This window comes from Mycobacterium sp. H4Y, from assembly GCF_000364405.1.
Classification (GTDB): Bacteria; Actinomycetota; Actinomycetes; order Mycobacteriales; family Mycobacteriaceae; genus Mycobacterium; species Mycobacterium intracellulare.
This window is the reverse complement of record NZ_AKIG01000001.1, coordinates 1,965,730-1,989,808: the sequence shown is the minus strand read 5'-3', so window position 1 is coordinate 1,989,808 and position 24,079 is coordinate 1,965,730. Positions and strand designations below refer to the sequence as shown.

Here is a 24,079-nt window from a genome sequence, read left to right as displayed (position 1 = left end):
CGCGCTGTTGTGCTGCAACTCACTATTTGCGATGACGTCGCTCAGGATTCCAGCCTGGCGCGCACGGCGGCCAGCCTTGCCTCGAGTTCGGATTCGTCGATGACGCCGCGCGCGACGAGCGAGTGGGCCAACGCAACCAGCCGGTTCTCCGGGTAGGGCAGGTCGGCGTAGAGGGTCGCCGATAGCGCGTCTTCGTCGTCGCGCCGCTCGACAAAGCCGAGCAGCCGTGCGCCGCAATGACTTTGGTCGATCGCATCACAAATGCCGTCGAGACTCGTCTGCCAGGGCGGCACCGGGTTGTCGACCCCGTACTTCGCCGCCATGCGACTCCAGACCTGGTTGCGCGCAACGATTTTCGTCAGCGGTGCGACGGTGGAGTCCTCGGTGGGACGTGGGGTGTTCGCGGTGCTCATCGGAAGCTCAGGGCGCTGCGGGATGGACGGCGGCACGGGTCCGGGTGACGGCGTTGGTCGTCACGCCCGGCTTGGGCAGCGCGACACCGATCAGGCAGTCGCGGGTGACGATCTCGGCGAGTTGGTCCTCGGTCCAGCCCTGCGTTCCGTCGGGGCGGACGGGCATCACCATGAAACGGTGCTTCTGGTTGGAGTCCTCCACCCGGATCTCGACGTCCTCCGGCAGGATCAGGCCGAACTCCGCGAGCACCTGGCGGGGCCAGCGGACGATGCGGCGGCGATAGTTGGGCGTCCGATACCACTCGGGGGAGTTGCCCAGAATCGGCCGCGGATAGCACGAACACAGCGTGCAGACGATCACGTGGTGCAGCGTCGGGGTGTCCTCGAGGACGTGCAAAGCCGTGAAGTCGCTGGGCGTCCCGAAGCCGGTCGGTTCCAGCCAGTCGACCCCCACCTCCTTGCTCGCGGCGAGGGGGTCCGACCGGGCCAGCTCCTTGTAGTCGGGGTCGAGCCAGGCCCGCGCCACCAGGTGCGCCGCGGGGGTCGGGCCGATCTGTTCGGCGAACTCGGTGAAGCGTCGATGCTCCTCCGCGGTGAAAAGGCCCTTCTCGATGCACAATTCGCGCAGCGCGATCTCGAGGACTTCGAAGTCGGTGATCTCGTCCACCATGGGCGCTGCGGTGCGCTCGTGATCGTGTTCGTCGACGCTCATGCCGTGGTCCTTTCTTCCGAAGCCGCAGCCGTGGCTAGGCCGATTCGAGCCACCGTTCCGGGATCTCGGTCTGCAGGGTGTCGTTGCCGGGCCCGGTGTAGCCGTGCCACAACTGGGAGAGGTTGAACCGGACGATGTAGAACCACTCGGGCCGTTGGTCCGGGCCGTCCCACGTCTCGTCCTCGGCGGCGGGGCTTTCGTAGGACACGACTGCGATCTCGCCCGTCGCGCCGCGCACATACTCCTGGGTGCGGGTGTAGAGCAGCACGGGGAGGTCGCGCACCACGACCCTGTCGCCGACGCTGAACTTCGGCGCCCCGGCCTGCCCGGCATACACCTGCGGGTCGCCCTTGCCCACGGCATGGACATGGTGCCGGTTGCGGTGGACGGGCGCGGGATCGCCCTCGAACTTCGGCGTCGCCGCCAAGGGCTTTCCGCGCAGGCCGTCGGCGTAGCGTGCCTTGACTTCGGCCATGCGTTCGGCCAATTCACTCAGGCCGATGTGGTGCTTTTCGGTGAGTACGCGTGCCACCGCCAGCAGCCAGCGCCCGTAATGGGGCAGGCCGAGATAGATGGTGCGGCCGAGATCGACGTTGCCCATCCGGCGCCGTTCCTCGGACAGCCAGATCCCACGCCAGCCGAGCACCTCGCACAGGACGTACGTGTTGTGCTCCCAGATCTCGTACTGCTTGTTCTCGAACTCGATCGGGGCGTCCGGCTCGCCACCGACGTCGTGCGGGGTCTTGACGTAGGCGGCGAATCGCTCGTGGTCGATGAGATCCGGTGTGGGAGCGTCCGGAAGTTCGGGATAGGCGGATTTGAGCCGGGCCACCAGATCCAGCTGCTGCACCCGGTCGCGAGGAGTCGCCATACCAGCCCCATCCGTCGTCACTGCGCCCCAGTACAGCTCACTCCTCGCGTCGCGATCGCGCAACCGTCAAATCAGCGGCGCGCGGGGCGCAGGAGGGTATGGTCCGACCATGGAGCGTCGCGAGCTCGAAGCGGTCATCTATGAACGCGAACCGCCGATTGCGCGGATCATCCTGAACCGGGCGGACAAGGCCAACACCAAAGACGCGATCCTGGTCACCGAGGTCGACGACTGCCTGCACGAGGCCGACCGCGACAAGGACATCAAGGTCGTCATCCTCAAAGCCAACGGCAAGGGATTCTGCGGTGGGCACGTGGCCCGTTGGGGCCCCGACGAAAACCCATATCCGGATTTCGGCGAGACGTTCGAGGATCTCTACAAGGGCACCGCCGACCTGTTCCTGTGGCCGACGTTGTACCTCTGGGAATTTCCCAAGCCGACCATCTCGCAGATCCATGGTTATTGCATGGGCGGGGGCATCTATCTCGGGTTGCTGACCGACTTCTGCGTGGCGTCCGAGGACGCGTATTTCCAGATGCCCCTAGCCCAAAGCCTCGGCGAGCCAGGCGGGCACACCATGATCGAGCCGTGGCTGCTGATGAACTGGCACCGCACCATGGACTGGCTGCTGCTGGCGCCGACCCTGTCCGCGCAGCAGGCCCTGGACTGGGGACTGCTCAATCGGGTGGTGCCACGCGATCAGCTCGAGGACACCGTCGAGGAGATGGCACGCAGGATCGCCCAAATCCCGCTGACCACACTGATGGCGGTCAAGAACAACGTCAAGCGCGCCTGGGGATTGATGGGCATGCGGGTGCACCTGCAGGTCAGCCACATCCTGACGAATATGGTCGGCGCCGCCTCCGATGTGCAGGCGCGGCGAGCCGAGCTCATGCGGTCGGGCATGAAGCCCCGCGAATTCGTCGACCGCGACGAGCGGTCTCCCCGCGAGCAGACGTAAAAGCACTCGACACGCCGAAGAATGGGGTGCTTTTGCGTCTGCTCGCCGTTACTTGCCGGCGGCGTGGCGGGCGGCGACGTACCCGAACACCATCGAGCTGGCGATGCTCGCCCCGGCACCCGGATAGGTCCGCCCCATCACCGTGGCCGTGGTGTTGCCGGTGGCATACAAGCCCTCGATCACCCGATCCCGTTGGTCGAGGACCTGCGCGTGCTCGTTGGTGATCACGCCCCCGCACGTCCCGACGTCGGACGGGAGTACGCGGGTCGCGTAGTACGGCGCGGTGTCGAGCGGCCCGATCGCGGCGTTCGGCCGATACCCCGGATCGCCGAGGCAGTCGTTGTAGGCCGATTGGCCGCGGCCGAAGTCCGGATCCAGCCCCTTGGCCGCGTACCGGTTGAACCGCTGGATCGTGCGGGCCAATTCGTCGGCGGGAAGGCCGATTTCGCCGGCCAGCTCCGCGATGGTCGCCGCGCGCTTCACGGCGCCGGACTCGATCAGTTCCGGCGGCAACGGCTGGTTGCGCTTGAGCGGGTTGGCGCTGGTGACGTATCTGCGGACGTATCCCTCGTCGAAGATCATCCAGCAGGGCACGGCCTTGTTGGCGTACATCGCTTTGCCGACCTCGACGTAGGAGTTCGACTCGTTGCAGAACCTGCGGCCGCTCGGGTCGACGTAGATGGCGCCGGGTCGCTGGCGGCCCGAACCCAGCGAGGCGGCGACCGCGCCGCCGTTGGCGATGAAAACCGAAGGCAGCCACCAGGCTTCGTCGAGCAGATCGGTCTTGGCGCCCAAACGCATCGCCGCCTCGAGCGCCTCACCGGTGTCCCCGGCGTTGGCGATCGACCACTGCCCCTCGTTGGGCTGGTCGCCGCTGTAGCGGCGGCGCATCTCCTTGTTGTGGCCGAATCCGCCCGCGGCCAGCAGGACTCCCTTGCGCGCCTCGACGTGCAACGGCGTGCCGTCGCGCACGATCCGCGCGCCCACCACCCGGCCGTCCTCGACGACGAGGTCGGCCATCGCGGCGTTGGTCCACAACGGGGGATGCCCGTCGCTGAGATCCGTCAGCGCCTTGAGCATTTGACCGATCAGCGAAGCGCCGTTGGTGAGGATCTGGCGCCGCCGGGCACGGGCGGCCGCGGTGCGCAGGAACACCCGGGCCGCCACCGCGAAGGCGCGCGGTGAGCGGTTGAAGTATTGAACCGACCGCAATTCGTTGGTCAGCACCACGTATCCGTAATTCTTGGCCAGCGGCGGCTGCACCTTGTCGCGCCAATCACCCAACTGCGCGGCGTCGAACGGGATGCCCTCGACCGCGCGGCCGGACGCGTTGCCGCCCTTGTGGTTCGGGTAGTAGTCGCTCCAGCCCGCACATCGGATCAGTCGCACACCCTTGCGGGTGAGGAAGTTGATCATCTCGTGGCCGGCCCGCAGGAACGTTTCGCGACGCTCGGGCGAGGACGCCGCACCGATGTCGCCGACCACGTCGGCCAGGTAGGCCAAACCGTCCTCGTGCGAGTCGGCGATGCCGTCGGCCCGCATCAATGGGTTGTTCGGCAGCCAGACGATGCCGCCGGACAGCCCCGTCGAACCGCCCACCAGTGACTGCTTTTCGATGATGAGGGGTTCGAGCCCGCAGTCCAGGGCGGCCAGGCCGGCGACCATACCGCCCCCGCCGCTGCCCGCGATGAGCAGGTCCACGGAGCGGTCCCACTGCGGGCTCATCGCGCCTCCACGGGGCTCGTCGTGAAGCCGAGATCGGCGATCGGCACGTCGATGGTCGTGTTGGTCTTCTGGATCGCGGGCACCAGCGCGTCGTACGGCAGCCCGGCCAGGAAGCCGTCGATGACACGCTCGAAGTTGGAGATCAATCCTTCGATCTGGTTGGACAGCCGCATGAAGTCAAAGCCCTTGGAATGCAGCCCCTTTTGTTGCCTCGGCAGGTTGGAGAAGTCCTGGGCGGGAATCGGCGGCCAGCGCGGGTCGTCGGGCGCCATCGGTACCGGGGGCGTCGGTTTGCCCGCCGATGCGTCGTTGGGAAACCGGGTGAGGGACCAGATCTCGAACAAGGTGTCCTCCTGTCCCAGCGGCCGGATCCGGTACGACGACGCGCTGCTGTAGGTCGGCAGGATGAAGTAGTGCGGGAAGGCGAAGCCGATCGCGTCGGTGATGCCGCGGCGGGCCAGCTCGTTGAGGTCGGGCATGCCGCTGCCGCGCGCCCGATGCCAGGCGACGACGGCGTCGTTGAGGGCGCTGCGCCAGGCGGCCATTGCCGCCGCCGGGTCGGGCGGCAGCTCGATGTTCTGCAGCCCTTCGGCGATCCGGATGTCGTTTTCGTGCGTCATCCCGCCCATGCCGTCGCCGAGGGTGCGCATGAAATACAGGCTGCTCGCGACGACCGGATGCACCGTCGCGGCGACTTCGCCCGGCTGCGCGGACGGCAGCAACTGTGGGTGGGTCTGCGGGACGTGATAGCCCTCCATGAACGCCGCCGCGGCCAGCTTCCAGTTCACGGGCAGCCGGCACGATTGCCACCACTCGACGCGCAGCGAGTCGACCTGCCAGGCGTCGTAGACCGACGCGAACGGCTCCATCCAGTCCCGCAGCGCCGGCGCGTCGTCGTCGAGGTTGATCCACGCGCAACCGCCCCAGAGCTCGCATCGCACCGGCACGAGCCGAAGGTCGTCGGCGCTCAGGTTTTCCTCGGCGAACGCTTCGGGACGCAGCACGAACGTGTTGTGGCCGTCGAGGCCCCAGCACCAGCCGTGGAACGGGCACACGAAGGTGCGCCGATTCCCGTTGCCCTCCACCAGCTTCACGCCGCGATGCCGGCAGGCGTTGTGATAGGCGCGCACGGTGTGGTTGTCCACCCGCGCCACGATGACGGACTGGTCGAGGATTTCGTATTCGACGAAGTCGCCGGGCTTGGGGATCTCCTCGAGCCGGCACGCCATTTGCCACACGCGGGGCCACAACATCTCGGCTTCCAGCGCGTAGAACTCGGGGTCGTAGTAGCGCTGTTTGGGGATCCGATCGGCGGTCCGAACCGCCCACGGTACGTTGCTAGCGTTCATAGCCATCCTCGTTCACACGATCCGCGATACCCGTCCCTGCCAGTACCGCTCGCGGATGCGCCTCTTGTAGAGCTTTCCGTTCGGGTCCCGCGGCAGCTCCGCGTCGAATTCCACGCTGCGCGGGCACTTGTAGCCGGCCAGGTGGGCCCGGCAGTAGTCGATGAGTTCGGCTTCGAGCTCCGGCCCCGCAACCACGCCGTCGGCGGGCTGCACGACCGCCTTGACCTCTTCGCCGAATTCCTCGTTGGGGACCCCGAACACGGCCGCGTCGACCAGCTTCGGATGCATGACGAGCAGGTTCTCCGCCTCTTGCGGGTAGATGTTGACCCCGCCGGAGACGATCGTGAACGTCGACCGGTCGGTGAGGTACAGGTAGCCGTCTCGGTCGACGTATCCCATGTCGCCGAGCGAGCGCCAGCCGCGGTCGTTGCACACCGACGCGGTCTTGGCGGGGTCCTTGAAGTACGCGAAGTCCGGTCCACCTTCGAAATACAGCTCGCCCGATTCGCCGACGGGGAGCTCCCGCCCGTCCTCGTCGAGCACGTGCACCGGGGCCATCGGGATGCCCACCGAGCCGGGGTGGGCGAGCCATTCCCGTGGTCCGATCGTCGTTCCGGCGAATCCTTCGGTGCCTCCGTAGTATTCGTGGATGATCGGTCCGAACCACTCCATCATGCGGCGTTTGACCTCGACGGGACAGGGCGCGGCGGCGTGGATGACGCACCGCAGGCTCGAAACGTCGTACCTGTCCCGGACTTTCGCGGGCAGCTTGAGCATGCGCACGAACATCGTCGGCACGAACTGGGCGTGGGTCACCCGGTGCGTCTCGATCAGACGCAGCACGGCCTCGGCGTCGAACCTGCGCAGCAGGATCGACGCGGCGCCGACGCGGTTGGCCGCCATGGTGTAGTTCACTCCGGCCGCGTGATACAGCGGCGCGGGGGACAGGTACACACTCGAGGGGCTCATCCCGTATTTGTGGATCAGCGCCAGCTCCAGCACCGCCTGCGCCCAGGACCCGTTGCCGTCCTCGGGCAGCGGCCGCCGCACCGCCTTGGGGCGCCCCGTGGTGCCCGACGAATACAGCATCTCCGAGCCGTCCGACACCGGCGGCGCTTCGCCGGCCGCGGCCAGCGCGTCCTCATACGACTGCCAGCCGGCCATCGACCCCCCGACGGCGATGTGGGTGATCGGCGCGGCATTGGCGGAACGGAGGTGTGCGGCCAGTTCGGGCATCGAGGCGTCGACAAAGACCGCTTTCGCGTCGGAGTCGTCGATGACGTAGGCGACCTCGTCGGGGATGAAATGGGTGTTGACGGGGGTGTAGTAGAGGCCGGAAAGCTGAGCGCCCCAGGCGATTTCGAGGAATTCGGCTCTGTTCGGCAGAACCAGCGCGATGCCGTCGCCGCGACGCAGGCCGGCGTCGTGCAGCAGCGCGGCGACCCGCCGGCTGCGGGCATGCAGCTGGGCGTACGAGATCGCGTCACCGTCCGCGACGATGAGTGCCGGCGACTGGGCGGCACTGCGGGCGTGGTCGGCGATGTTCACCGGCAACCCTTAAGTGGTTGCGGCGCCGTCGGTCTGGGCGGCCGCGGCGGCCTGGCGGCGGGCGTGCTCGGAGGGCAACACCTTGTCCTTGAAGACGGTCTGAATCAGCTGCTGCACGTCCTTGCTGATCGAGGCGAGCGCGACGAGGTCGTTGGAGCTCTGCCAGTGCACCCGCATGCCCATCAGCTCCCAGGCCCGTTTGAGGTTGGCCTTGGTGAGCATCAGCGTCGTCAGCGGCGCCTGGGCGATGTGGCGGGCGATCGCGTCGACCCGGTCGTCGAGGTCCTCACGCTTGACCACCTCGTTGACGAGGCCGACTTCCAGCGCCTTCCTGGCGTCGATCACCTCGGCGGTGAACAGGTAGTAGGCGGCGCGCCGCCAGTTCATGAAAACCCATGGCTCGATGGAACATTCGCCCGACGGCATGCCGAACCCCTGCAGCGGCGGGTAGGAGAAGTAGGCGTCCTCGGAGGCGATGACGATGTCGGTGGTCAGGCCCATGTGCGTGCCGCCGCCCACGCAGTAGCCGTGCACCTGGGCGATGGTGGGTTTGGAGAATTCCCACAGGTTCAATGTCGGCTTGACGAACAAGTCGCTCTGGGCTTTCCACGGATGGCCGGTGACCATCGCGTTCTCGACGAACGACGGGTAGTCGACGGCGTTGTTGCCGATCGCGTGGCCCGAGCAGAAGCCCTTGCCATTGGCCTTGAGGATGAGCACCTTGATGTCGTAGTCGCGGTCGGCGTCGGCCAGCGCCGCGTCGACCTCCTCGGCCAGCTTCTGGTCCTGCGCGTTGGCCTTCTCCGGCCAGTTCAGGGTGACGCGGGCGATGGGGCCGTCCTTTTCGTAGATGATTCTCTCGCGGGTCTCGTTGAGATCCATGGGATACCTTTCTTCGTTATGACGAGATGACGCCGATTTCGGCGCCGATGTCGTAGGTGGTCCCGACCTGGCCCGTCCACCGCACGGTCCCCGTCGCCCCCGCTTCGATCTCCTGCTCGACCTTCTCGGTGGCGATGACGTAGATCGGCGTGCCCGCCTCGACGTGTTCGCCGGCGCCGACGAGCAGCCCGGTCAGTTCGGCCTCCGAGACCGCCACCGAGACCCGGGGGATGCGAATGATGAAGTCAGCCATGCGCCTTCGCCCTCTCGCAGGTGCGCAGGGCCGCTTCGACGATCCGCGCCGGCGACGGATACACCTGGGCCTCGAGCGCCGCCGCGGCCGGGTTGGGGACGAATCGCGCGGCGACCCGCTCGACCGGCGCGGCGAGCTCGCCGAAGAGCTGTGCGTGCAGGATCGCGGCGATCTCCGCCCCGGGGCCCGCGAATTGCACGGCGTCATGGACGATCACGGCTCGGCGCGTGCGGCGCACGGACCCCACGATGGTGTCGACGTCGAGCGGCACCAGGGTGCGCAGGTCGATCACCTCGGCGCTGACACCCCGCTCGCCCAGCGTGTGCGCGGCGCTCAGCGCGTCGTGCACGCAGCGACCGTAGGCGATCACGCTGACGTCGGTGCCCGGCCGCTTGATGTCGGCCTGCCCGAGCGGGATGGAGAACCCGGGCTCGGTGGGGACGGGGCCCTTCTTGCTCTGCAACCGAATCGTTTCGACGAACAGGCACGGATCGGGGTCGAAGATCGCCGCGGTCAGCAGCCCCTTGCCGTCGCGTGGGGTGGAGGGCACGATCACCTTCATCCCGGGGATGTGCATGAACCACGCCTCGAGGCTCTGCGAATGCGTTGCGCCCGTGGCCAATCCGGCATATACCTTTGGCGGCCTCGTGAAACGAGCCGGTGTTCGTGGCGCCGTCGCCGAAGCTGACCACCGTGACGCGGTCGATGCCCTTGCGTTTGGCGGCCATCGCCAGCCCGACGGCCACGGGTGGCCCGGCGCCGACGATGCCCGTCGAAAGCATCACGCCCTTGGCGGGATTGGCGATGTGCATGGTGCCGCCCTTGCCCCGGCCGGCGCCCACCGTGCGGCCCATCATCTCGCCGTAGATCTCCTCGAGCTGGACGCCCTTGCCGATCAGGTCGTGCAGGCCGCGGTAGGTCGTCACCAGCTGGTCGTCGGGCCGCAGCGCCACGCCCATCGCTGCGGCGATCGCCTCCTGGCCCCGCGAGGGCCAGTACACGCACATGAACTCGCCGGTGCCGATGCCCTTGGACAATCGATCGTCGGCCGCCTTCATCAGCACCATCAATTCGTACAGGCGACGCTCGACGCCCTGCGAGACCGATTGCGGTGCATCGTGTTCGGTGGTCATCACGCTCCCGACCAGGGTTTGACCTTGAGGAAGCCCCCGGCGTCGACGCGCAACTGCTGTCCGGTGATGTAGCGCGCCGCGTCCGAGGCGAGGAACAGCACCGCCTCGCTGATGTCTTCGGGCTCGACGTAGGGGACCGGCATCGCCTGCACGAGCGGGAACACCGGCTCGGCATCCTCGCGAGTCGGCTCCGCCAGATCGGGCCGGAAGGCGCGATACATCGGTGGGCTGTGCAGCATGTCGGTGTTGACGTTCGTCGGATGCACAGCGTTCATCCGGATGGAAAACCGGGCGAGCGCCAACGCGAAGTCGTTGACGTAGTGTGCGGCAGCCAGTTTCGCGAAGGCGTACCCGGCCCCGCCGGGGCCACCGTCGATCCCGCTGGTATTCATCGATGACATGAACGCCGCGTTGGAGCCGATGACGATGATCGACGCGCCGGAGCGCAGGTGTTTGAGGCTCGCGTGCACCAGGTTCAGCACGCCGATGAGATCCACGTCCACCGCGTCGGCGAAGGCTTGCGGCGGCAGACCCGCGGTCAGGGGGCAGATGCCCGCGTTGGCGACCACGACGTCCAGATGCCCGAACTCGGCGACGCCGGCATCGATGGCGGCGGACAAGGCCACGCGGTCGCGAACGTCCGCGACCGCCGTGTACGCGCGTTGCCCTTCCTTTTCGACCAGCCGCGCCGTCTCGTCGAGGTCATCCGGACGGGCCAGGGGGTATTCGTTGGTTTCGATGTCGGCACACAAATCCACCGCGATGATGTCCGCGCCCTCGGCGGCCAGCATCCGCGCGTGCGAGCGGCCCTGGCCGCGTGCGGCGCCGCTGATGACGGCCACCTTGCCCGCTACTCTGCCCATCGGCCGCCCTTCGTCCGTCCGGCTACGTCGCGATTCACATTGGGGCCCAACGGTATTCGGTGTAACGGCAGCGGGCCCGGGCGAGGATGAGGGGGCCGGTCACCCGTCTGGGCGGTGGCGGGGCGCGCGATCACCGCGGCGGTTGGCGAAACGAGACCTTCGGCCGGCTCCATCGCATCTCTTCCCGGAAAAACTGCGCTGACCTGCGGATGGGCTATCACTACGCCCAAGACTAGCTAGAATATCTAAAATAGCAAGGAATGGCGGCGAGCGAGGGGATTGGCGATGTCCGACGGGGTACTGCGCGGCGTGCGGGTGGTGGAATTGGCGTCGTGGACGTACGTGCCGTCGGCCGGTGCGGCCCTGTCGGACTGGGGCGCCGACGTCATCAAGGTGGAGGGTGTCACCTCGGGCGACCCGGGCCGCGCGCTGGTCGTCGGAGGTTTCACCCGGCAAGCCGCCCGCCCCGACGCCGACTTCATCCTCGAGTTGGGCAACCGCGGGAAGCGCAGCATCGGGATCGACATCAAATCGGCGACCGGCCGTGAGCTGTTCGGCCGGCTGCTGGCCAGCGCGGACGTCTTCTTGACCAATTGGCTTCCGGGCGCGCTCGAGCGGGCCCGCCTGACCGTCGACGACATCCGCTCGTTCAACCCGAAGATCATCATCGCGCGCGGCACCGGGCTGGGCGTGCGGGGACCGGACCGGGACAGGGGCGGGTTCGACGCCGCGACGTACCTCGCGCGGGGCGGGGTCGCGTACACGCTCACACCGTTCGGCACCGAGACCCCGGCGGTTCAGGGGCCGGGTTTCGGTGACCTGCAGGGTGGGGCGACACTGGCCGGCGGTGTCTGCGCCGCCCTGTTCCACCGCGAACGCACCGGCGAGCCGACGATCGTCGACTCCTCGCTGCTGGCCCAGGCGATGTGGTCGATAGCGCCGTCCATTTCGGCCGCCGACTTCTTCGACATCGACGGGATTCCGGGCGCCCCGCCGGGGCTGGCCATCAACCCGCTCGTCAACCGCTACAAGACCAAGGACGGCAGGTGGATCCAACTGGTATTCCTGCAGCCGGACAAGTTTTGGGTGGGCTTCTGCCGGCGCATGGGCCTGGCCGAGCTGGCCGACGACGAGCGCTTCGTCCCGTCGAGCAACCTGATCGCCAACGCGGCCGCGGCGACCGAACTCTTCGCGGATGCGTTCGCCCGCCACGACCTCGCGCACTGGCAACGTGTGCTTGCGGACGAACCCGGCGTGTGGGGCGCCCTGGCGACGCCGCGGGAGACCCTCAACGACCCGCAGGTCGAGCCCAACGGATACGTGGTGACCAACGTGGACGACCACGGCGAGAAGTACCGGATCGTCGCCGCCCCGGTGCAATTCGACGAAACCCCGCCGGCGCCCGCGCGTGCACCCGAACACGGCCAGCACACGGAGGAGATCCTGCTGGAGCTCGACGTCGATTGGGACGACATCGCCAAGGCCAAGGAGCTCGGGGCGATTCTCTAAGGGCGCGGGCGGGGGAGCGACCTAATCGCGGTATTCGCAACCCGTTTCGATACCACGCGTCGCGGATTCCGTGGTTAGCAGCCGATTCCGAAAGGGTCACGGGCGGATATCAATGTCTCCCGCGGTCTGGCAGAACGTAGGCCATGGACAAATCATGACACAGGGCGCTTTTGAGATATGCGGCCGCGACGATGCGTAGCACACACGAATTCCTCGTCCGGTACGTGAGTGGCGGATTCATTGACGGCGCCGCAGGAGGTATCCACAGCATGACATCGAACTGGGTTCCCGCCCAGACTTCGTGCGGCCCGCACTCCGGTCGCATCCTCGACACCGCGCGGGGCATCCTCATCGGCCTGCGCCGGTGCCCCTCGGAGGCCGCCCTGGACGAATTGCACAGTGCGGCATTGCGGCACAAGGTTCCGGTGTTCGCGATGGCATGGGCGCTGGTGCACCTGGCCGGCGACGGTCAACAGACACCCAGTTTCGCCGACGCCCAGTCCGCGGCGCGGCACGAATGGGGTCGGTTGTTCGAGTCCGCCGCAGTGCCCTGTTGAGCGGGCACCAAGACGTTGGGACGGCCGAGCTTTCGAGGGGTAACCCGGCCGTCTCCAACTCTCTCGACAACTCCTTCGATAACTCTTTCGATGAAGCACCCGACCGTTCTGCGGGTCGCGCCTTCGGGCTCGAGCTCTATTGGCCGGCTCGCGGGCGCGGCAGCAGGCGCTGGCGGAAAAATCGGGCGGCCCGTCGACCGATGTTTGAAACCGACTACGGCATAAGCCTGTTCCGCTGACGGGCGCACACCGAATCCAAAAGATGTGGGCGTCGAGCGAAGTGCGAGAATGTCATCTGTGGCCGGTGTCCAACGCGATGTGAACCGGGTCCGCTGATGGGCTCGGGGCCCCGGCTGTACCGCCCGCGCTCTAAGCTGGCGGACCATATCGAATTCTTCGGGCATTGGCTCCATCGCGGGGCCACCTACCGAAGCCGGGCGCTGCCGCGCGGCGCGGTGACGATCGTCTTCGACGTCGGCCACCGCCAGCAACTGGACCTCTATGCCGCCGACGGCACCACCAAGATGAGCGTTCTGCCTGCCTTCATCACGGGATCACAGAACACGCCCTACGTCTCGGACATCGCTGCCGACGAGCCCGTCGTGGCCATCCATTTCCGGCCCGGGGGCGCATTTCCGTTTCTGGGCATACCGTTGGGCGACCTGGCGGATGGACCCGTGGGCGTCGGTGAGATCTGGGGACGGCAAGGACGCGACTTGCACGAGCGCCTGATCGAGGCACCGTCCGTCCCGGCCAGGTTTCGTCTGCTGGAGCAGTTCATGCTCGCGCAGGCGCGCTCGTCGGTGCATCGCCATCCCGGCGTCGCCGCCGCGATGGCTGCGGTCGAGGCCGATCCCTCGATTCGACTGGCTGACGTCCGCCGCATGACCGGACTGTCCACCAAGCGGCTCATCGCCCTGTTCCGCGACGAAGTTGGCTTGCCCCCAAAGGAATTTGCCCGTGCCCGGCGCTTCCAAGCCGCGCTGAAGCGCCTTGGTGACGGCACGCCCGGCGCCCGCATCGCCGCCGACCTAGGGTATTTCGACCAGTCCCATTTCGTGCGGGAATTCCGGGCTTTCAGCGGGACGACGCCGACCTGCTACCGGCGGCAGCGCATCCTGTTGCCCAGCCACGTCCCGCTCGGGCGGCACAAATATCCAAGACCATTCGTTCGTGTGTGCTCATGATTGCGACATGGAAGACACCAGATTAGCCGTCGCCCACACGGGCCTGTTGGTTGCCGCGATGCGCGCCGAGGAATCCGCGCGCCGGGACCGACTGTTCACCGATCCGTTCGCAGAACGGCTCGCCGGCGACGAGGGGCGCGAATTGCTTGCCCAAGCCGTGGCGAAGACGGGCGCGACGTCACCGCAGATCGCCATCCGGACGCGCTTCTGGGATGAGCGCCTGCTGCGGGCTCAATCGGACGGCATTTCGCAGGTCGTGATCCTCGCCGCAGGCATGGACGCCCGCGCATACCGTCTGCCGTGGCAGCCGGGCACCACCGTTTACGAAGTCGACCAGCCCCGGGTGACCGCCATCAAGGACGAACGGCTCGCCGGCGAGCAACCCCGGTGCCAGCGGGTTGCGGTGGGCATCGATCTGACCGACGATTGGCCGAAGGCGCTGCGTTCCCAGGGGTTTTCGTCGTCCGCACCGGCGGTGTGGCTAGTCGAGGGTCTGCTGCAGTACCTCGATGCATCGGATGTCGACGCCTTGTTCGCCAGAATTGACGCGTTGTCCGCGCCGGGTTCGCGGGTGCTCTATGACCTGGTCGGGGCGACGTTGCTGGAAGCCGAATTCCTGCAGCCCACCCTGGAATTCATGCGGCGCCTCGGTGCGCCATGGACGTTCGGTACTGACGCACCGGCGTCCCTCGTCGAGCGGCACGGCTGGACAGCCCACGTCACCGATGTCGCCGAGCCTGGAACGAAGTGGAATCGCTGGGACCACCCGGTGGTCCCGCTCGACGTGCCCGGAATACCGCGCGGCTACTTCGTCGAAGCGGTCAAGGCCTAGCTTCGGTCCGCAATAGCGCCAGGCTATTTCGGCGGCGGCAGTTGGCGCGGGCCTTCCGACATACCCAAATCCCGCGGCGCTCCGCGCGTCGCCAACTCCGGTGCGTGTCCGGCGGCCGGCAGGCGACCCTCGCCGGGTGTGTAGCGCGATGAGGTGACGAATTCCGCCCGGTCAGACGGCGTTTCGGCACCACCTTCGCCCGCGGGCAGTTCGGCGCTCGACGCCTCGGAGTTGACGGTCACCGTGCGGGTTCGCTTGAGCGCGAACGTGATCTCTTCGGTCTCTTCGAGCACCCCTTCGAACACGTGGCGCGCGGTGCGTAGCGGCTGGGTCGTGGTGTCGATCACCCGCGCCACGAACGGCGGTACCAGCGGCCTGATCCAGCGGGCGGCCGCCCTGGTCGCCTCGGGGAGCGACGGGATCAACGGCGCGTTTCGCTCATCGGGGCGCGCGATCTCGTCGCCCGCCTCCGGCGCGGGCCGCTGGGCGATCGCCCGGCTGGCCGCCTCCGCTTCGGCGGCGATCGGCAGATACCCGCCGTCCTCGACCGGTTCGACGGCCCGCCGCGACGGCGCGTGCACCGGGCTCTCGAGGGCCTGCAGGACACGGCGACGCTGATGCTCGCGGTCGATCTCGGTCTGCGCCTCGATGGCGAGCCGGGCCTGGGTCAATTGGTGCTCGGCCCACATGATCTCGGCGTCGCGGCGGACCTCGGCCCGCTTGATCGCGATGGCGGTCTCCGCGTCGAGTTCGGCGCGGTCGCGCTCCGCGCGCGCGGCGGCGTGGCGATCATAAGTTGTCTGCCCGCGCCACAACCCCAGGATCAGTGGCGCCAGGTACAGCAGCACGCACGCCCCGACGGTCAGCACACGCAGGGCTTGGGCCCCCGCGGTGTTCCACGCGAGGTCATTCATCGCGACCCACCGTGCGCCCAGGCCCCGGCCGGCGTCGGCGATGACGCCGCGCCGCGCATCCTGCAGGTCTTGCTCCTGTCGCGAGATCGTGGCATCCAACGCCGGCGCGCGGCTGTCCCGCGCGGACAGCGCGGCGTCGAGTTCATGCTGGGCGTCGTTGAGAAGCTCGTTGCCAGTGCGGGTTTCGGGTCCGGGTCCCGGAACGCCGGTGATCCGGGTCTGCGGGCAACCGGGAGTGGGGTGATATTCACAGCGGGCGACGACCAGGGCCCTGTCCTGCCGATCGCGGGCCTGCGTGACGGCGCGCTCGAGCGCGGCGCGCGCCTCCTCGGTGCGCTGTAGCGATGCCGATGCCTGCGCGACCGCGGGCGCCGATTCCGCGGCGCGCGCAGCGCGTTCGTCGACACGCTGGTCGATCGAACCGGACAGGATCACCAACGTGGCTAGTTCGCCGACGATGACGCCGACCGCGGCCGCCATCGCGGCGCGTCCCACGAGGCCCGGGCGGCTCCGGTGGGGGCCCGGCACGGTGCCGCGGGTTACCGCGCCGGCCAGCAGGCCGAAGGCGACCGTCAGCGGCACGACGGCAACGCTCGTCGCGCGGGCCGACCCGCCCACTGCCAGCGCCGCGACCAGCCAGGCCAGCGCGGCTCCCAGCATCACGACGGCGCCGGCCACCGCGTGGGCGGACCGCTCGTGGCGTTCGCCGGCCTCGCGGCCATGTCCGCCGCCGAGCCAGATGAGCGCTTCCGCGACCCTGGCCAGGCCCGGGCGGCGGTCGATTACTTCCTGGGGCATGAGACTGAAAACACCTCCGCGATCAAGCCTCCCAGGCCCGGGGCCGACGCATCGAATCGAAGCCGCCACGTGTGGCGGGCCTCACAGGCCGGCGGGATGGACGCAGATCACCAGCCGGGCGTCGGCCGGGCGGGCCCGGTGCGACGGGACGGGAACGGGCGCGTAATTCCTGCGACGCGAGCGGATCAGCGGTCGTTCGGGCAGGTGACGTGAGACGGTATAAGCCTATGTCGAATCACGATTTTGTCACCTACGAGGAATTCGGTCGCAGGTTCTTCGAGGTCGCCGTCACCCCCGAGCGTGTCGCCGCCGCGTTCGCCGACATCGCCGGCAGCGAGTTCGCCATGGAGCCGATCGCGCAGGGACCGGGCAAGATCGCCAAAGTCAGTGCGAATGTCTCCATCCAGGAGCCCCGCGTCACCCGCCGGCTGGGCGACAGCATCACCTTCGTCATCCACATACCGCTGTCGATCGACCTGCTCGTGGACCTGTGGCTCGACAAGCAGCGCTTCGTGGTCTCGGGTGACATCGCCCTGCGAGCGACCGCGCGCGCGGCCGAACCGCTGCTGCTGATCGTCGACGTCGCCAAGCCGAGGCCTTCCGACATCACCGTCAACGTCTCGTCGAATTCCATCCGCGGCGAGGTGCTGCGGATCCTGGCGGGGGTGGACGGCGAGATCCGGCGATTCATCGCGCAGTACGTCGCGGCCGAGATCGACGCGCCGGCGTCGCAGGCGGCACAGATCATCGACGTCGCTGCGCAACTCGAACAGGCGTGGCCCTGAGGCTGCCCCACGAATAGCGCCGGCGGTGTTGGGGTACCCACCCACGGTTGTGCGTTTGACCACGTGGTGGCGGCGCTTGGGATCGGGGAGGAGCGGAGGAACGCCTTGGCTCGAGTAGATGTTTCGGTGTCCTCGAAGGTGGAGCCGGAAGCGGCCTGGAAGCTGGCGTCGGACCTGGACCGGTTCGACGAGTGGATGACGATCTTCGCCGGGTGGCGAAGCCCCGTTCCCGACACGATCGAGGAAGGCACCTGTGTCTCGTCGTGCGTGAAGGTCAAGGGTTTCCGCAACGTCATCCATTGGACCGTCACCCGGTACGACGAGCCGAAATCGATTGAGCTGCAAGGCCGCGGCCGTGGTGGAATCCGGCTCAATGTGGAGATGACCGTGTCGGCGAACGACCCGGGATCGACCTTTCACCTCACCGCCGACCTCAAAGGCGGCCTGCTCAGCGGGCCGATCGGGGGACTGGTCGCCAGGGTGCTGCGATCGGACGTGCAAAAGTCCGTGAACAACCTCGCGTCGTTGCGGTAGGGGCCTATCGGCCCGGGTGACCGATCACCCATTCGCGCTGCGCCTGGCGAATCCGCCTGCGGTCCATCGCAAGCCACGCCAGGCCCGCCCCGAACGCGAGCATCGCGACGATCGCCGCGACGACGCCCGCGTGAGCCTGTCCCAGGGCAAAGTTCGCCACGCACACCACGAACGCCAGCGCGGCCGCACAGACCACGACCAATCCTGGCGTCTGCGCCGCATCATGCATCGAGTCGTCGCCGCGGCGGGCAACGGTCCGATCATCATCGACAGGGCTGTGCCTCATGGGCGTCTCCTCTGCTGTCGCTTCCGTCCGGCCGATGCAGTGGAGCTACCCAAAACACCGGCTGGACAAACGACTTGGCGGAGTCGACGGCCGCTACAGGGTCTGGTGCCGCCCGAAGTACTTGTGGTCCTCGCTGTAGCCGCCATAGCCGCTTCCGATGTCGCGGTAGTCGGCGACGAATTCGATTCCCTTGATCCACTTCACCAATTTGAATCCGTGCTGCAGCTCGTTGCGCAGCCGCAGCGGCCTGCCGTGCATGTACGGCAGCTGCTGGTCGTTCATGTTGTAGGCCAGCATCGTCATGTGGTGGTCCATCTGACCGATGTGATGGGCGTTGTAGTAGATGCCCCCCGTGGCGCCCAGACCCATCGAATAGAACACCGCCCACTTCGCCTCGGGCAGCGGCTTGACGATGTCCATGATCGTCTTCATTTGCACGCCACCCCATTTGGCGACGCCCGACCACGCCTGGATGCAGAAGTGCTGGCTGATCTGCTCGTGGTAGGGCAACGCCATCAAGTCCTCGAGCGAGAACTCCATCGGGTGCTCGACCAAGCCGTAGACCTTCAGCCGCCAGTTCTTGAAGTCGTCGCGCTCGAGCTCTTTGTATTCGACGGTCTCGGGGAGGCGGCCGTTGCGCCAGTGGTGCGGCGAGATGTCCTTTTCGGTGAAGGCGCCCGGCTTGGGGTCCAGCCGTTCGAGCGCCCGCTGGAACGGCCCGACCAGGGCGTACCCGACCCGCTGAACGACCCGCGGGTGCTTGATGGTGAACGGGGTGGCCCACACCCACGCGACGGCCGTCAGCACCATGGCCGCGGCGAAGATCCAGAAACCCATCCAGCTGTTGTCGTCGCGGGAGGCGAACATGTGGTTGAGGTTCCGCAGTGCCTCGGTGGTCAACACCATCGTCACGTGCACCAGGATGAAGAACAGGAAGTACACCAGCACCAGGAAATGCAGCGACCGCGCGTGCTGAATGCTCAGGCGCTTGCTCAGCCAGTGCACGCGCTGCGACAGCGCCGGCGACATCCCCAGGCCGGTGATCAACGCGGCTGGCGCGGCGATGAAGACGGTGGTGAAGTACGACAGCAGCTGCAGGCCGTTGTAGGCGACCCAGCCGTTGTCGGTCGGCCAGTCCAGCGACATGTACTGAATCGCGACCGACGCGGCATTGGGAAAGACGTCCCAGCTGGTCGGCACAATGTGGCGCCACTGCCCGGTGGTGAACAGCAACACGTAGAAGACCGCCCCGTTGAGGAGCCACAACACGTCGACGCCGAGATGCCACCATCGCGCCAGCCCGATGGAGTGCCGGAATCCGGGCAGGCCGAATTGCGGCGGCAGGGCGACGGTGTCGGCGTTGGCGGTCCACAGCTCGTCGTCCGGCACCGGCGGGCCGACCCGCAGCCACTCGTCCTTGCCCGGGGTGGCGTTGCGGCTGAAATAGAGCCGGGGATGGTCACATAGAATCTGAATCCCCGTCCTGATGATGAACATCATCATGAACAGGTTGAAAAAGTGCGTCCAACCGATCCACGCGGGCAGCCCGTCGGGGGCACCGCTGTGCGGATCGGTCCCGGGGTAGCGCGCGATGAACGACTGAATGGCCGGCATGTTGTGCAGGCCCTTGCCGATCGCCACCGACGCGATCAGCAGTCCAAAGCCGATCGGGATCAACCACAGAAGGTTGAACCACCGGTCACGGCCGACGCGCAACTTCGGGGCGGTCGCCCGCCTGGTCAGATCGAACCCGCCGCCGTACTCCTCGACATCGATGGTGTCGTGGGCGGTATGGATCTCGTGCCGATAACCAGGATCGGATGTCAGCGGCGTGCCTACCGCCAACGTCGAGACTGAGCCGTTCCCCACCGGGTCAATACGTTTGCTTTCGGCATGCGTCACGGGGTTGAAAATACACCAAAACACCTGGATAAATCCAAGTTTGATTGGAAAAAATCCGTCCGTGGCGCGTCGTGTCCCGTCGTGTGATCGTCGGCAACAGTTGCCAGGGGGCGGAATCCGCTCCGGCTCGAACGCCGGTTGCCGCAACTGCCTACGGAACGCTCAATTCTTTCCGCAAACACGGCTCCTTGGCGATTGCTGTGAATTCTCTCCCAACCTCCTAGCAGACGAGGCTAGGCGGTGTCGCGCGGTAACAGCCGGCGCACCGGGCGCGTCTCGAGGGCGTTGATCGTCAGCGCGCGGCGGGCGATCCGCCAGCCGGCGGCCGTCAGCTCGTATGCGTCGTCGTAGCGCAGGTGCCACACCACATCCACCACCTCGTCGCCCCGCGGGTTCCAGTGGTGGGCGACGCACGCGACGCGCCCGCGCGCGGCCCCCCGCCGCCCGGCCGCCTCGTACACCTCGCCGACGATCGCGTGCTCGGTGCGCGCGACCGCGGCCACGGCCCCGACGGCCCTCGCGATGGCGGCGCGGCCGCGATGCGCATGTGTCGGCAACAGATCGGCCGGTGGCGAGGGCACGACCAACTCGGCCTCGGTGGTGAAAAGCTCTGCGACGGCGCCGAATTCACGGTCATCGACGTGGGCGGCGTACCGGTGAACCACATCGCTGAGCGCCATTCGCTCGTCGGCGGAAAGCGTCATCGGTTCACGAAACCAGCGACAGCCGCTGCGCGCACGCCGACAGGGCGTCCTTGGCCGCCTCGAGGTCGGCGGTCGGCGGCATGGACAGCACCAGCCGGTCGGCGCCCTGGTCGACCAGGCCCGCCGCGCGCTCGGCGTCGATCTTGGTGACACTGTGGCCCAGCGACACCTCCAGTGCCGCGGGGTCGCGGCCTGCCGCCGATGCCTCCTCGCGCATGAGCCCGATCAGCGACGCCAGCGCCGGACCGGTGACGCCAAGGGGCTGGAAGCCGTCGCCGAAGCGCCCCGCACGGCGTGCGGCCGCTCGGCTGTGGCCGCCGATGTGCACCGGAAACCGTTCCCCGGCAACGGGTTTGGGATAGCTCATCACATTGTCGAAGCTGAAGAATTCACCGTGGAAGGACGCCCCCTGGGGTCGGTCGGCCCACAGCGCGCGCAGCACCGCCAGCTGCTCGTCGGCCCGCCTGCCCCGATTGTCGAAGTCCGCGCCGCACGCCTGCAGCTCCTCTTTGAGCCAGCCCACACCCACACACAGCCGCAGCCTTCCACCGGAGAGGGCGTCGACGGTGGCGACCCGCTTGGCGAGCACCACCGGGTGGTGGTTGGGCAGCACCAGCACCCCGGTGGCCAGCCCGAGGCTGGTGGTGTGGCCGGCCAGAAAGGCCAGCAGATCCAGCGGGTCCGGGATGGGGCAGTCGGGGGCCAGCCCGACCCGCCCGGAACGGTCGTAGGGATAGACGCTGTCGTAGCGCGTGAGCAGGACCGTGTGCTCGACGGCGACGATCGATTCGAATCCGCAGGCTTCGAGGTGGCGCGCGAAGGCCACCATCCACTCGGGGTCCGCGGTGACACCGTCGGCGACCGGGGCCACCACTGAGACCTTCATGGTTGGTGAAGCTAACAAGCCGACCGGTCGCGCGGTCAGCGGGCCGCGCTTTGAACGCTCTCCGAGCTTTCCGAGGCGGCCGGGGCGATCGCGGCGCGCACGGCCTCGGCCAGCGTGGCGGCCCGGGGGTCGGTGAACACGTCTTCGAGCAGCACGTCGCGCCCGTCCGGGCCGGTCAGCGGGACCCGCCAGTTGGGGTATTCGTCCGTGGTGCCGGGCTGGTTCTGGGTGCGACGGTCACCGACGGCGTCGGTGAGCGCCAGCCCCAGCAGCCGCGACGGCGTCCGGCCCAGGTACTTGTACAGCGCCAGGACGACCTGCTGCGGGTCGTCTTCGCCTTCATCGAGCAGCCCCACCCGGCGCAACTCGGCCAGCCACGCCGCCAACTCGGCACGGTCGGACTCGAGCTCCTCGGCGACGGGCCGGGTCAGCAATCCCAGCGAGTCACGCAGCCGCACATGGTCGCCCGCCAGGTAGCCGGCCGTCGGCGGCAGGTCGTGGGTGGTGACCGAGGACAGGCAGTACTCCCGCCAGCGCTCCGCCGGCAGTGGTCCGCCGTTCCCGTCGCGGTCCAGCTCGAACCAGAGGATCGACGTGCCCAGCAGCCCCCGCAACAACAGGTAGTCACGCACCCACGGCTCGACCGTGCCGAGGTCCTCGCCCACCACCACCGCGCCGGCCCGGTGTGCCTCCAGGGCGACGATGCCGATCATGGCTTCGTGGTCGTAGCGGACGTAGGTGCCCTCGGTGGGTGATGCACCCCGCGGGATCCACCAGAGCCGGAACAACCCGATGATGTGGTCGATGCGCACCCCGCCGGCGTGCCGCAGCACCGCGCGGATCAACGCGCGAAACGGCCGGTACTCGTGCTCGTCCAGTCGGTCCGGCCGCCACGGCGGCTGCGACCAGTCCTGACCGAGCTGATTGAACTCGTCCGGTGGCGCCCCGGCGGTCACGCCCAGCGCCATCACATCCTGCAGCGCCCAGGTGTCGGCGCCGTTGGGGTGCACGCCGACGGCCAGGTCTCCCATGATGCCCAACGACATTCCGGCCCGGATCGCCTGGGACTGGGCCGCGGCGAGCTGCTCGTCGATTTGCCATTGCAACCAGCGGTGGAAATCGACGGTGTCGGAATGTTTTTCGACAAAGTCTGCGACCCCGGACGCGTCGGGATGTTGCAGCGCTTCGGGCCAACAATGCCAGTCATCGCCGTATTGTTCGGCCAGCGCGCACCAGGTCGCGAAGTCGTCGAGCGCGCGGCCCTCCCGGTCGCGGAACGCCGCGTACGACAGCTCCCGGCCCGCCGACCGCGGTTCCTCGTGCAGCAGCTTGAGGGCGGCCCGTTTGGCCGCCCACGAGCTGTCGCGGTCGATGGTGTCGACGCGGCCGGCGCGCTCCTGGACGTCCGCGCGCAGCCGGCGGACCCGGCTGCGCTTGCCCAGGTCGGCGAATTCGGGGATCGCCTCGACGCGAAGATAAATCGGATTGACGAAGCGCCGCGACGTCGGCAGGTACGGCGACGGCTCCATCCGGCCCTTCGGACCCGCAGGCGCCGCCGCATGCAGCGGATTGACCAGAAGGTAATCGGCGCCGTGGCGCGACGCCGACCACACCGCGAGGTCGGTCAGATCGGTGAGATCCCCGACGCCCCAGGACCGCCGGGACCGCACGCTGTAGAGCTGAACGGCCAGGCCCCAGGCGCGACGGTTGCCGAGCCGCTCCGGCAGCCCGAGCCAATCCGGCGTCACGATCAGCGCGGTGCTGGTCTCGGAGTCCCCGGACCGCAGGTGCACCCGGTGATACCCCAGCGGCAGGTCGGTGGGCAGCAGGAAGCTGGCCTCGCCGACCCAGCGTCCGTCCAGGTCGAACGGCGGGGTGAAGTTGTCGACCTGCGCGACGTCGCCGCGCACCGTGCCGTCCTCGAGCGCCAACCACACCTCGGCGGGAGCACCATGGGTGACGTGGGCCCAAAACCGGATCTGCTCACCGGTGCGGCCGACGATGGTCGCCGGCAGCCGCCGCGCCCAGTGCGACCGCAGCTTGGCGGTGAGCGCGAGGTTGCGTTCCTGTTCGTCGCCGGCCGCGACGCCGAGCGCGGCCAGCACGGCCTTGAGCGTCGCCTCCGACACCCGCACCCGCCTGCCGCTCCAGTCCTCGTACTCCGTCGCGATGCCGTACCTCCGGGCGAGTTCGATCAGCGACGGTGCGAGTTCGGTCATAGGGCCATCTTGCTGCCAGGATTCGCCGACCGGCGACCCGGACCCGACGCGAGTTGGCGTTTTCTTTGCTGGACGGCCGCCTTCCGTTCATCTGCCCCGCCCGTCGGTGACCCGCCCCGCGCGCTCGACAGGACGCCGGCGCGATGGGCCACTACGATGCCGTGAGGGGATTCGGTGGCTGATCTTGGGGGAACAGAAACTGCCAGCTCAACGGCGCCGGTCGGGGCCGTCCGCGCGGGGCGCCGGCGCGGTGAAC

22 protein-coding genes and 2 pseudogenes are annotated in these 24,079 nt (G+C 68.0%); 7 read left to right on the top strand and 17 right to left on the bottom strand.

Annotated features, from left to right (window positions below; all coding sequences use genetic code 11):
• Window positions 1-41 precede the first annotated feature (41 nt).
• The 3 genes from W7U_RS08935 to W7U_RS08925 are packed head-to-tail and all read right to left on the bottom strand — an operon-like array spanning window position 42 to window position 1,996.
• The gene (locus tag W7U_RS08935; RefSeq protein ID WP_020822644.1) at window positions 42-413 is read right to left on the bottom strand and encodes a hypothetical protein; all 372 of its coding nucleotides are present in this window, start codon (window positions 411-413) and stop codon (window positions 42-44) included.
• 7 nt (window positions 414-420) lie between these two features.
• Window positions 421-1,125, bottom strand: a complete 705-nt coding sequence (scnC, locus tag W7U_RS08930) for a thiocyanate hydrolase subunit gamma (RefSeq protein WP_008257105.1) — start codon at window positions 1,123-1,125, stop codon at window positions 421-423.
• A 34-nt stretch (window positions 1,126-1,159) separates the two neighbouring features.
• Entirely contained in the window at window positions 1,160-1,996 is an 837-nt protein-coding gene (locus tag W7U_RS08925; RefSeq protein ID WP_008257103.1) for an SH3-like domain-containing protein, read from the bottom strand.
• Between the two features lie 109 nt (window positions 1,997-2,105).
• Here W7U_RS08925 and W7U_RS08920 point away from each other — a divergent pair, with 109 nt between their 5' ends.
• Window positions 2,106-2,957, top strand: coding sequence for an enoyl-CoA hydratase-related protein (locus W7U_RS08920; protein WP_008257100.1), 852 nt, complete (start codon window positions 2,106-2,108; stop codon window positions 2,955-2,957).
• A gap of 48 nt (window positions 2,958-3,005) precedes the next feature.
• Here the strand turns inward: W7U_RS08920 and W7U_RS08915 are convergent, their stop codons facing one another.
• The 8 genes and pseudogenes from W7U_RS08915 to W7U_RS08880 all read right to left on the bottom strand — a co-directional run bounded on the left by W7U_RS08915 (window position 3,006) and on the right by W7U_RS08880 (window position 10,710).
• Window positions 3,006-4,682: an FAD-binding protein gene (locus W7U_RS08915; RefSeq protein WP_008257098.1), complete on the bottom strand. Its 1,677-nt coding sequence runs from the start codon at window positions 4,680-4,682 to the stop codon at window positions 3,006-3,008.
• Window positions 4,679-6,031 carry an aromatic ring-hydroxylating dioxygenase subunit alpha gene (locus W7U_RS08910; protein ID WP_008257096.1) on the bottom strand — a complete coding sequence of 451 codons (1,353 nt, stop codon included), beginning with the start codon at window positions 6,029-6,031 and terminating at the stop codon, window positions 4,679-4,681. The genes W7U_RS08915 and W7U_RS08910 overlap by 4 nt, the downstream gene beginning before the upstream one ends.
• A 12-nt stretch (window positions 6,032-6,043) precedes the next feature.
• On the bottom strand, window positions 6,044-7,579 hold the full coding sequence (locus W7U_RS08905; RefSeq protein WP_008257094.1) for an acyl-CoA synthetase: 1,536 nt from the start codon (window positions 7,577-7,579) through the stop codon (window positions 6,044-6,046).
• Window positions 7,580-7,588: 9 nt separating this feature from the next.
• Window positions 7,589-8,461 (bottom strand): enoyl-CoA hydratase-related protein, encoded by an 873-nt coding sequence (locus tag W7U_RS08900; protein ID WP_008257091.1) that lies wholly within the window; start codon window positions 8,459-8,461, stop codon window positions 7,589-7,591.
• Window positions 8,462-8,477: 16 nt separating this feature from the next.
• The gene (locus tag W7U_RS08895) at window positions 8,478-8,714 is read right to left on the bottom strand and encodes a biotin/lipoyl-containing protein (RefSeq protein WP_008257090.1); all 237 of its coding nucleotides are present in this window, start codon (window positions 8,712-8,714) and stop codon (window positions 8,478-8,480) included.
• A pseudogene (locus tag W7U_RS08890) lies at window positions 8,707-9,351 on the bottom strand (transketolase C-terminal domain-containing protein); the annotation flags it as partial. The pseudogene W7U_RS08890 and the gene W7U_RS08895, both read right to left, overlap by 8 nt.
• Before the next feature lies 1 nt (window position 9,352).
• Window positions 9,353-9,847: pseudogene (locus W7U_RS25425) on the bottom strand (thiamine pyrophosphate-dependent enzyme); the annotation flags it as partial.
• On the bottom strand, window positions 9,847-10,710 hold the full coding sequence (locus W7U_RS08880; RefSeq protein WP_008257083.1) for a mycofactocin-coupled SDR family oxidoreductase: 864 nt from the start codon (window positions 10,708-10,710) through the stop codon (window positions 9,847-9,849). The gene W7U_RS08880 and the pseudogene W7U_RS25425, both read right to left, overlap by 1 nt.
• Before the next feature lie 285 nt (window positions 10,711-10,995).
• Between W7U_RS08880 and W7U_RS08875 the strand changes: the two genes are divergently transcribed.
• The 4 genes from W7U_RS08875 (at window position 10,996) to W7U_RS08860 (ending at window position 14,795) form a co-directional block, all read left to right on the top strand.
• Window positions 10,996-12,219: a CoA transferase gene (locus W7U_RS08875; RefSeq protein WP_009952449.1), complete on the top strand. Its 1,224-nt coding sequence runs from the start codon at window positions 10,996-10,998 to the stop codon at window positions 12,217-12,219.
• 269 nt (window positions 12,220-12,488) lie between these two features.
• Window positions 12,489-12,776 (top strand): ANTAR domain-containing protein, encoded by a 288-nt coding sequence (locus W7U_RS08870; RefSeq protein WP_008257079.1) that lies wholly within the window; start codon window positions 12,489-12,491, stop codon window positions 12,774-12,776.
• Window positions 12,777-13,111: 335 nt separating this feature from the next.
• A complete protein-coding gene (locus W7U_RS08865; protein ID WP_008257078.1) occupies window positions 13,112-13,963 on the top strand; it encodes a helix-turn-helix domain-containing protein in 852 nt (283 codons plus the stop codon).
• Window positions 13,964-13,970: 7 nt separating this feature from the next.
• On the top strand, window positions 13,971-14,795 hold the full coding sequence (locus W7U_RS08860; protein WP_008257074.1) for an SAM-dependent methyltransferase: 825 nt from the start codon (window positions 13,971-13,973) through the stop codon (window positions 14,793-14,795).
• A gap of 23 nt (window positions 14,796-14,818) precedes the next feature.
• On the opposite strand, the gene W7U_RS08855 is transcribed toward W7U_RS08860, so the two are convergent.
• Window positions 14,819-16,507: a DUF4407 domain-containing protein gene (locus tag W7U_RS08855; RefSeq protein WP_008257072.1), complete on the bottom strand. Its 1,689-nt coding sequence runs from the start codon at window positions 16,505-16,507 to the stop codon at window positions 14,819-14,821.
• A 227-nt stretch (window positions 16,508-16,734) separates the two neighbouring features.
• Between W7U_RS08855 and W7U_RS08850 the strand changes: the two genes are divergently transcribed.
• Window positions 16,735-17,292 (top strand): hypothetical protein, encoded by a 558-nt coding sequence (locus tag W7U_RS08850; RefSeq protein WP_008257070.1) that lies wholly within the window; start codon window positions 16,735-16,737, stop codon window positions 17,290-17,292.
• 105 nt (window positions 17,293-17,397) lie between these two features.
• A complete protein-coding gene (locus tag W7U_RS08845; RefSeq protein ID WP_014382645.1) occupies window positions 17,398-17,826 on the top strand; it encodes an SRPBCC family protein in 429 nt (142 codons plus the stop codon).
• Between the two features lie 4 nt (window positions 17,827-17,830).
• Here W7U_RS08845 and W7U_RS08840 read toward each other — a convergent pair whose 3' ends face one another.
• From W7U_RS08840 to malQ, 5 genes are all read right to left on the bottom strand, one after another.
• Entirely contained in the window at window positions 17,831-18,112 is a 282-nt protein-coding gene (locus W7U_RS08840; RefSeq protein WP_008257067.1) for a LapA family protein, read from the bottom strand.
• Between the two features lie 93 nt (window positions 18,113-18,205).
• On the bottom strand, window positions 18,206-19,981 hold the full coding sequence (locus W7U_RS08835; RefSeq protein ID WP_008257065.1) for a molybdopterin-dependent oxidoreductase: 1,776 nt from the start codon (window positions 19,979-19,981) through the stop codon (window positions 18,206-18,208).
• 266 nt (window positions 19,982-20,247) lie between these two features.
• The gene (locus W7U_RS08830; protein ID WP_008257062.1) at window positions 20,248-20,718 is read right to left on the bottom strand and encodes a nuclear transport factor 2 family protein; all 471 of its coding nucleotides are present in this window, start codon (window positions 20,716-20,718) and stop codon (window positions 20,248-20,250) included.
• Window positions 20,719-20,722: 4 nt separating this feature from the next.
• Window positions 20,723-21,604: an LLM class F420-dependent oxidoreductase gene (locus tag W7U_RS08825; protein ID WP_036428903.1), complete on the bottom strand. Its 882-nt coding sequence runs from the start codon at window positions 21,602-21,604 to the stop codon at window positions 20,723-20,725.
• Between the two features lie 35 nt (window positions 21,605-21,639).
• Window positions 21,640-23,823: a 4-alpha-glucanotransferase gene (malQ, locus tag W7U_RS08820; protein WP_008257058.1), complete on the bottom strand. Its 2,184-nt coding sequence runs from the start codon at window positions 23,821-23,823 to the stop codon at window positions 21,640-21,642.
• Window positions 23,824-24,079: the final 256 nt, after the last annotated feature.

Excerpts from the sequence above, each read along its gene's own strand:
- malQ (WP_008257058.1), bottom strand. The coding sequence starts at position 23,823 with ATGACCGAACTCGCACCGTCGCTGATCGAACTCGCCCGGAGGTACGGC.
- W7U_RS08850 (WP_008257070.1), top strand. The coding sequence starts at position 16,735 with ATGTCGAATCACGATTTTGTCACCTACGAGGAATTCGGTCGCAGGTTC.
- W7U_RS08900 (WP_008257091.1), bottom strand. The coding sequence starts at position 8,461 with ATGGATCTCAACGAGACCCGCGAGAGAATCATCTACGAAAAGGACGGC.
- W7U_RS08910 (WP_008257096.1), bottom strand. The coding sequence starts at position 6,031 with ATGAACGCTAGCAACGTACCGTGGGCGGTTCGGACCGCCGATCGGATC.
- W7U_RS08830 (WP_008257062.1), bottom strand. The coding sequence starts at position 20,718 with ATGACGCTTTCCGCCGACGAGCGAATGGCGCTCAGCGATGTGGTTCAC.
- W7U_RS08935 (WP_020822644.1), bottom strand. The coding sequence starts at position 413 with ATGAGCACCGCGAACACCCCACGTCCCACCGAGGACTCCACCGTCGCA.
- W7U_RS08860 (WP_008257074.1), top strand. The coding sequence starts at position 13,971 with ATGGAAGACACCAGATTAGCCGTCGCCCACACGGGCCTGTTGGTTGCC.
- W7U_RS08840 (WP_008257067.1), bottom strand. The coding sequence starts at position 18,112 with ATGAGGCACAGCCCTGTCGATGATGATCGGACCGTTGCCCGCCGCGGC.
- W7U_RS08855 (WP_008257072.1), bottom strand. The coding sequence starts at position 16,507 with ATGCCCCAGGAAGTAATCGACCGCCGCCCGGGCCTGGCCAGGGTCGCG.
- W7U_RS08870 (WP_008257079.1), top strand. The coding sequence starts at position 12,489 with ATGACATCGAACTGGGTTCCCGCCCAGACTTCGTGCGGCCCGCACTCC.
- W7U_RS08865 (WP_008257078.1), top strand. The coding sequence starts at position 13,112 with ATGGGCTCGGGGCCCCGGCTGTACCGCCCGCGCTCTAAGCTGGCGGAC.
- W7U_RS08920 (WP_008257100.1), top strand. The coding sequence starts at position 2,106 with ATGGAGCGTCGCGAGCTCGAAGCGGTCATCTATGAACGCGAACCGCCG.
- W7U_RS08825 (WP_036428903.1), bottom strand. The coding sequence starts at position 21,604 with ATGAAGGTCTCAGTGGTGGCCCCGGTCGCCGACGGTGTCACCGCGGAC.
- W7U_RS08915 (WP_008257098.1), bottom strand. The coding sequence starts at position 4,682 with ATGAGCCCGCAGTGGGACCGCTCCGTGGACCTGCTCATCGCGGGCAGC.
- W7U_RS08925 (WP_008257103.1), bottom strand. The coding sequence starts at position 1,996 with ATGGCGACTCCTCGCGACCGGGTGCAGCAGCTGGATCTGGTGGCCCGG.
- W7U_RS08895 (WP_008257090.1), bottom strand. The coding sequence starts at position 8,714 with ATGGCTGACTTCATCATTCGCATCCCCCGGGTCTCGGTGGCGGTCTCG.
- W7U_RS08875 (WP_009952449.1), top strand. The coding sequence starts at position 10,996 with ATGTCCGACGGGGTACTGCGCGGCGTGCGGGTGGTGGAATTGGCGTCG.
- scnC (WP_008257105.1), bottom strand. The coding sequence starts at position 1,125 with ATGAGCGTCGACGAACACGATCACGAGCGCACCGCAGCGCCCATGGTG.
- W7U_RS08880 (WP_008257083.1), bottom strand. The coding sequence starts at position 10,710 with ATGGGCAGAGTAGCGGGCAAGGTGGCCGTCATCAGCGGCGCCGCACGC.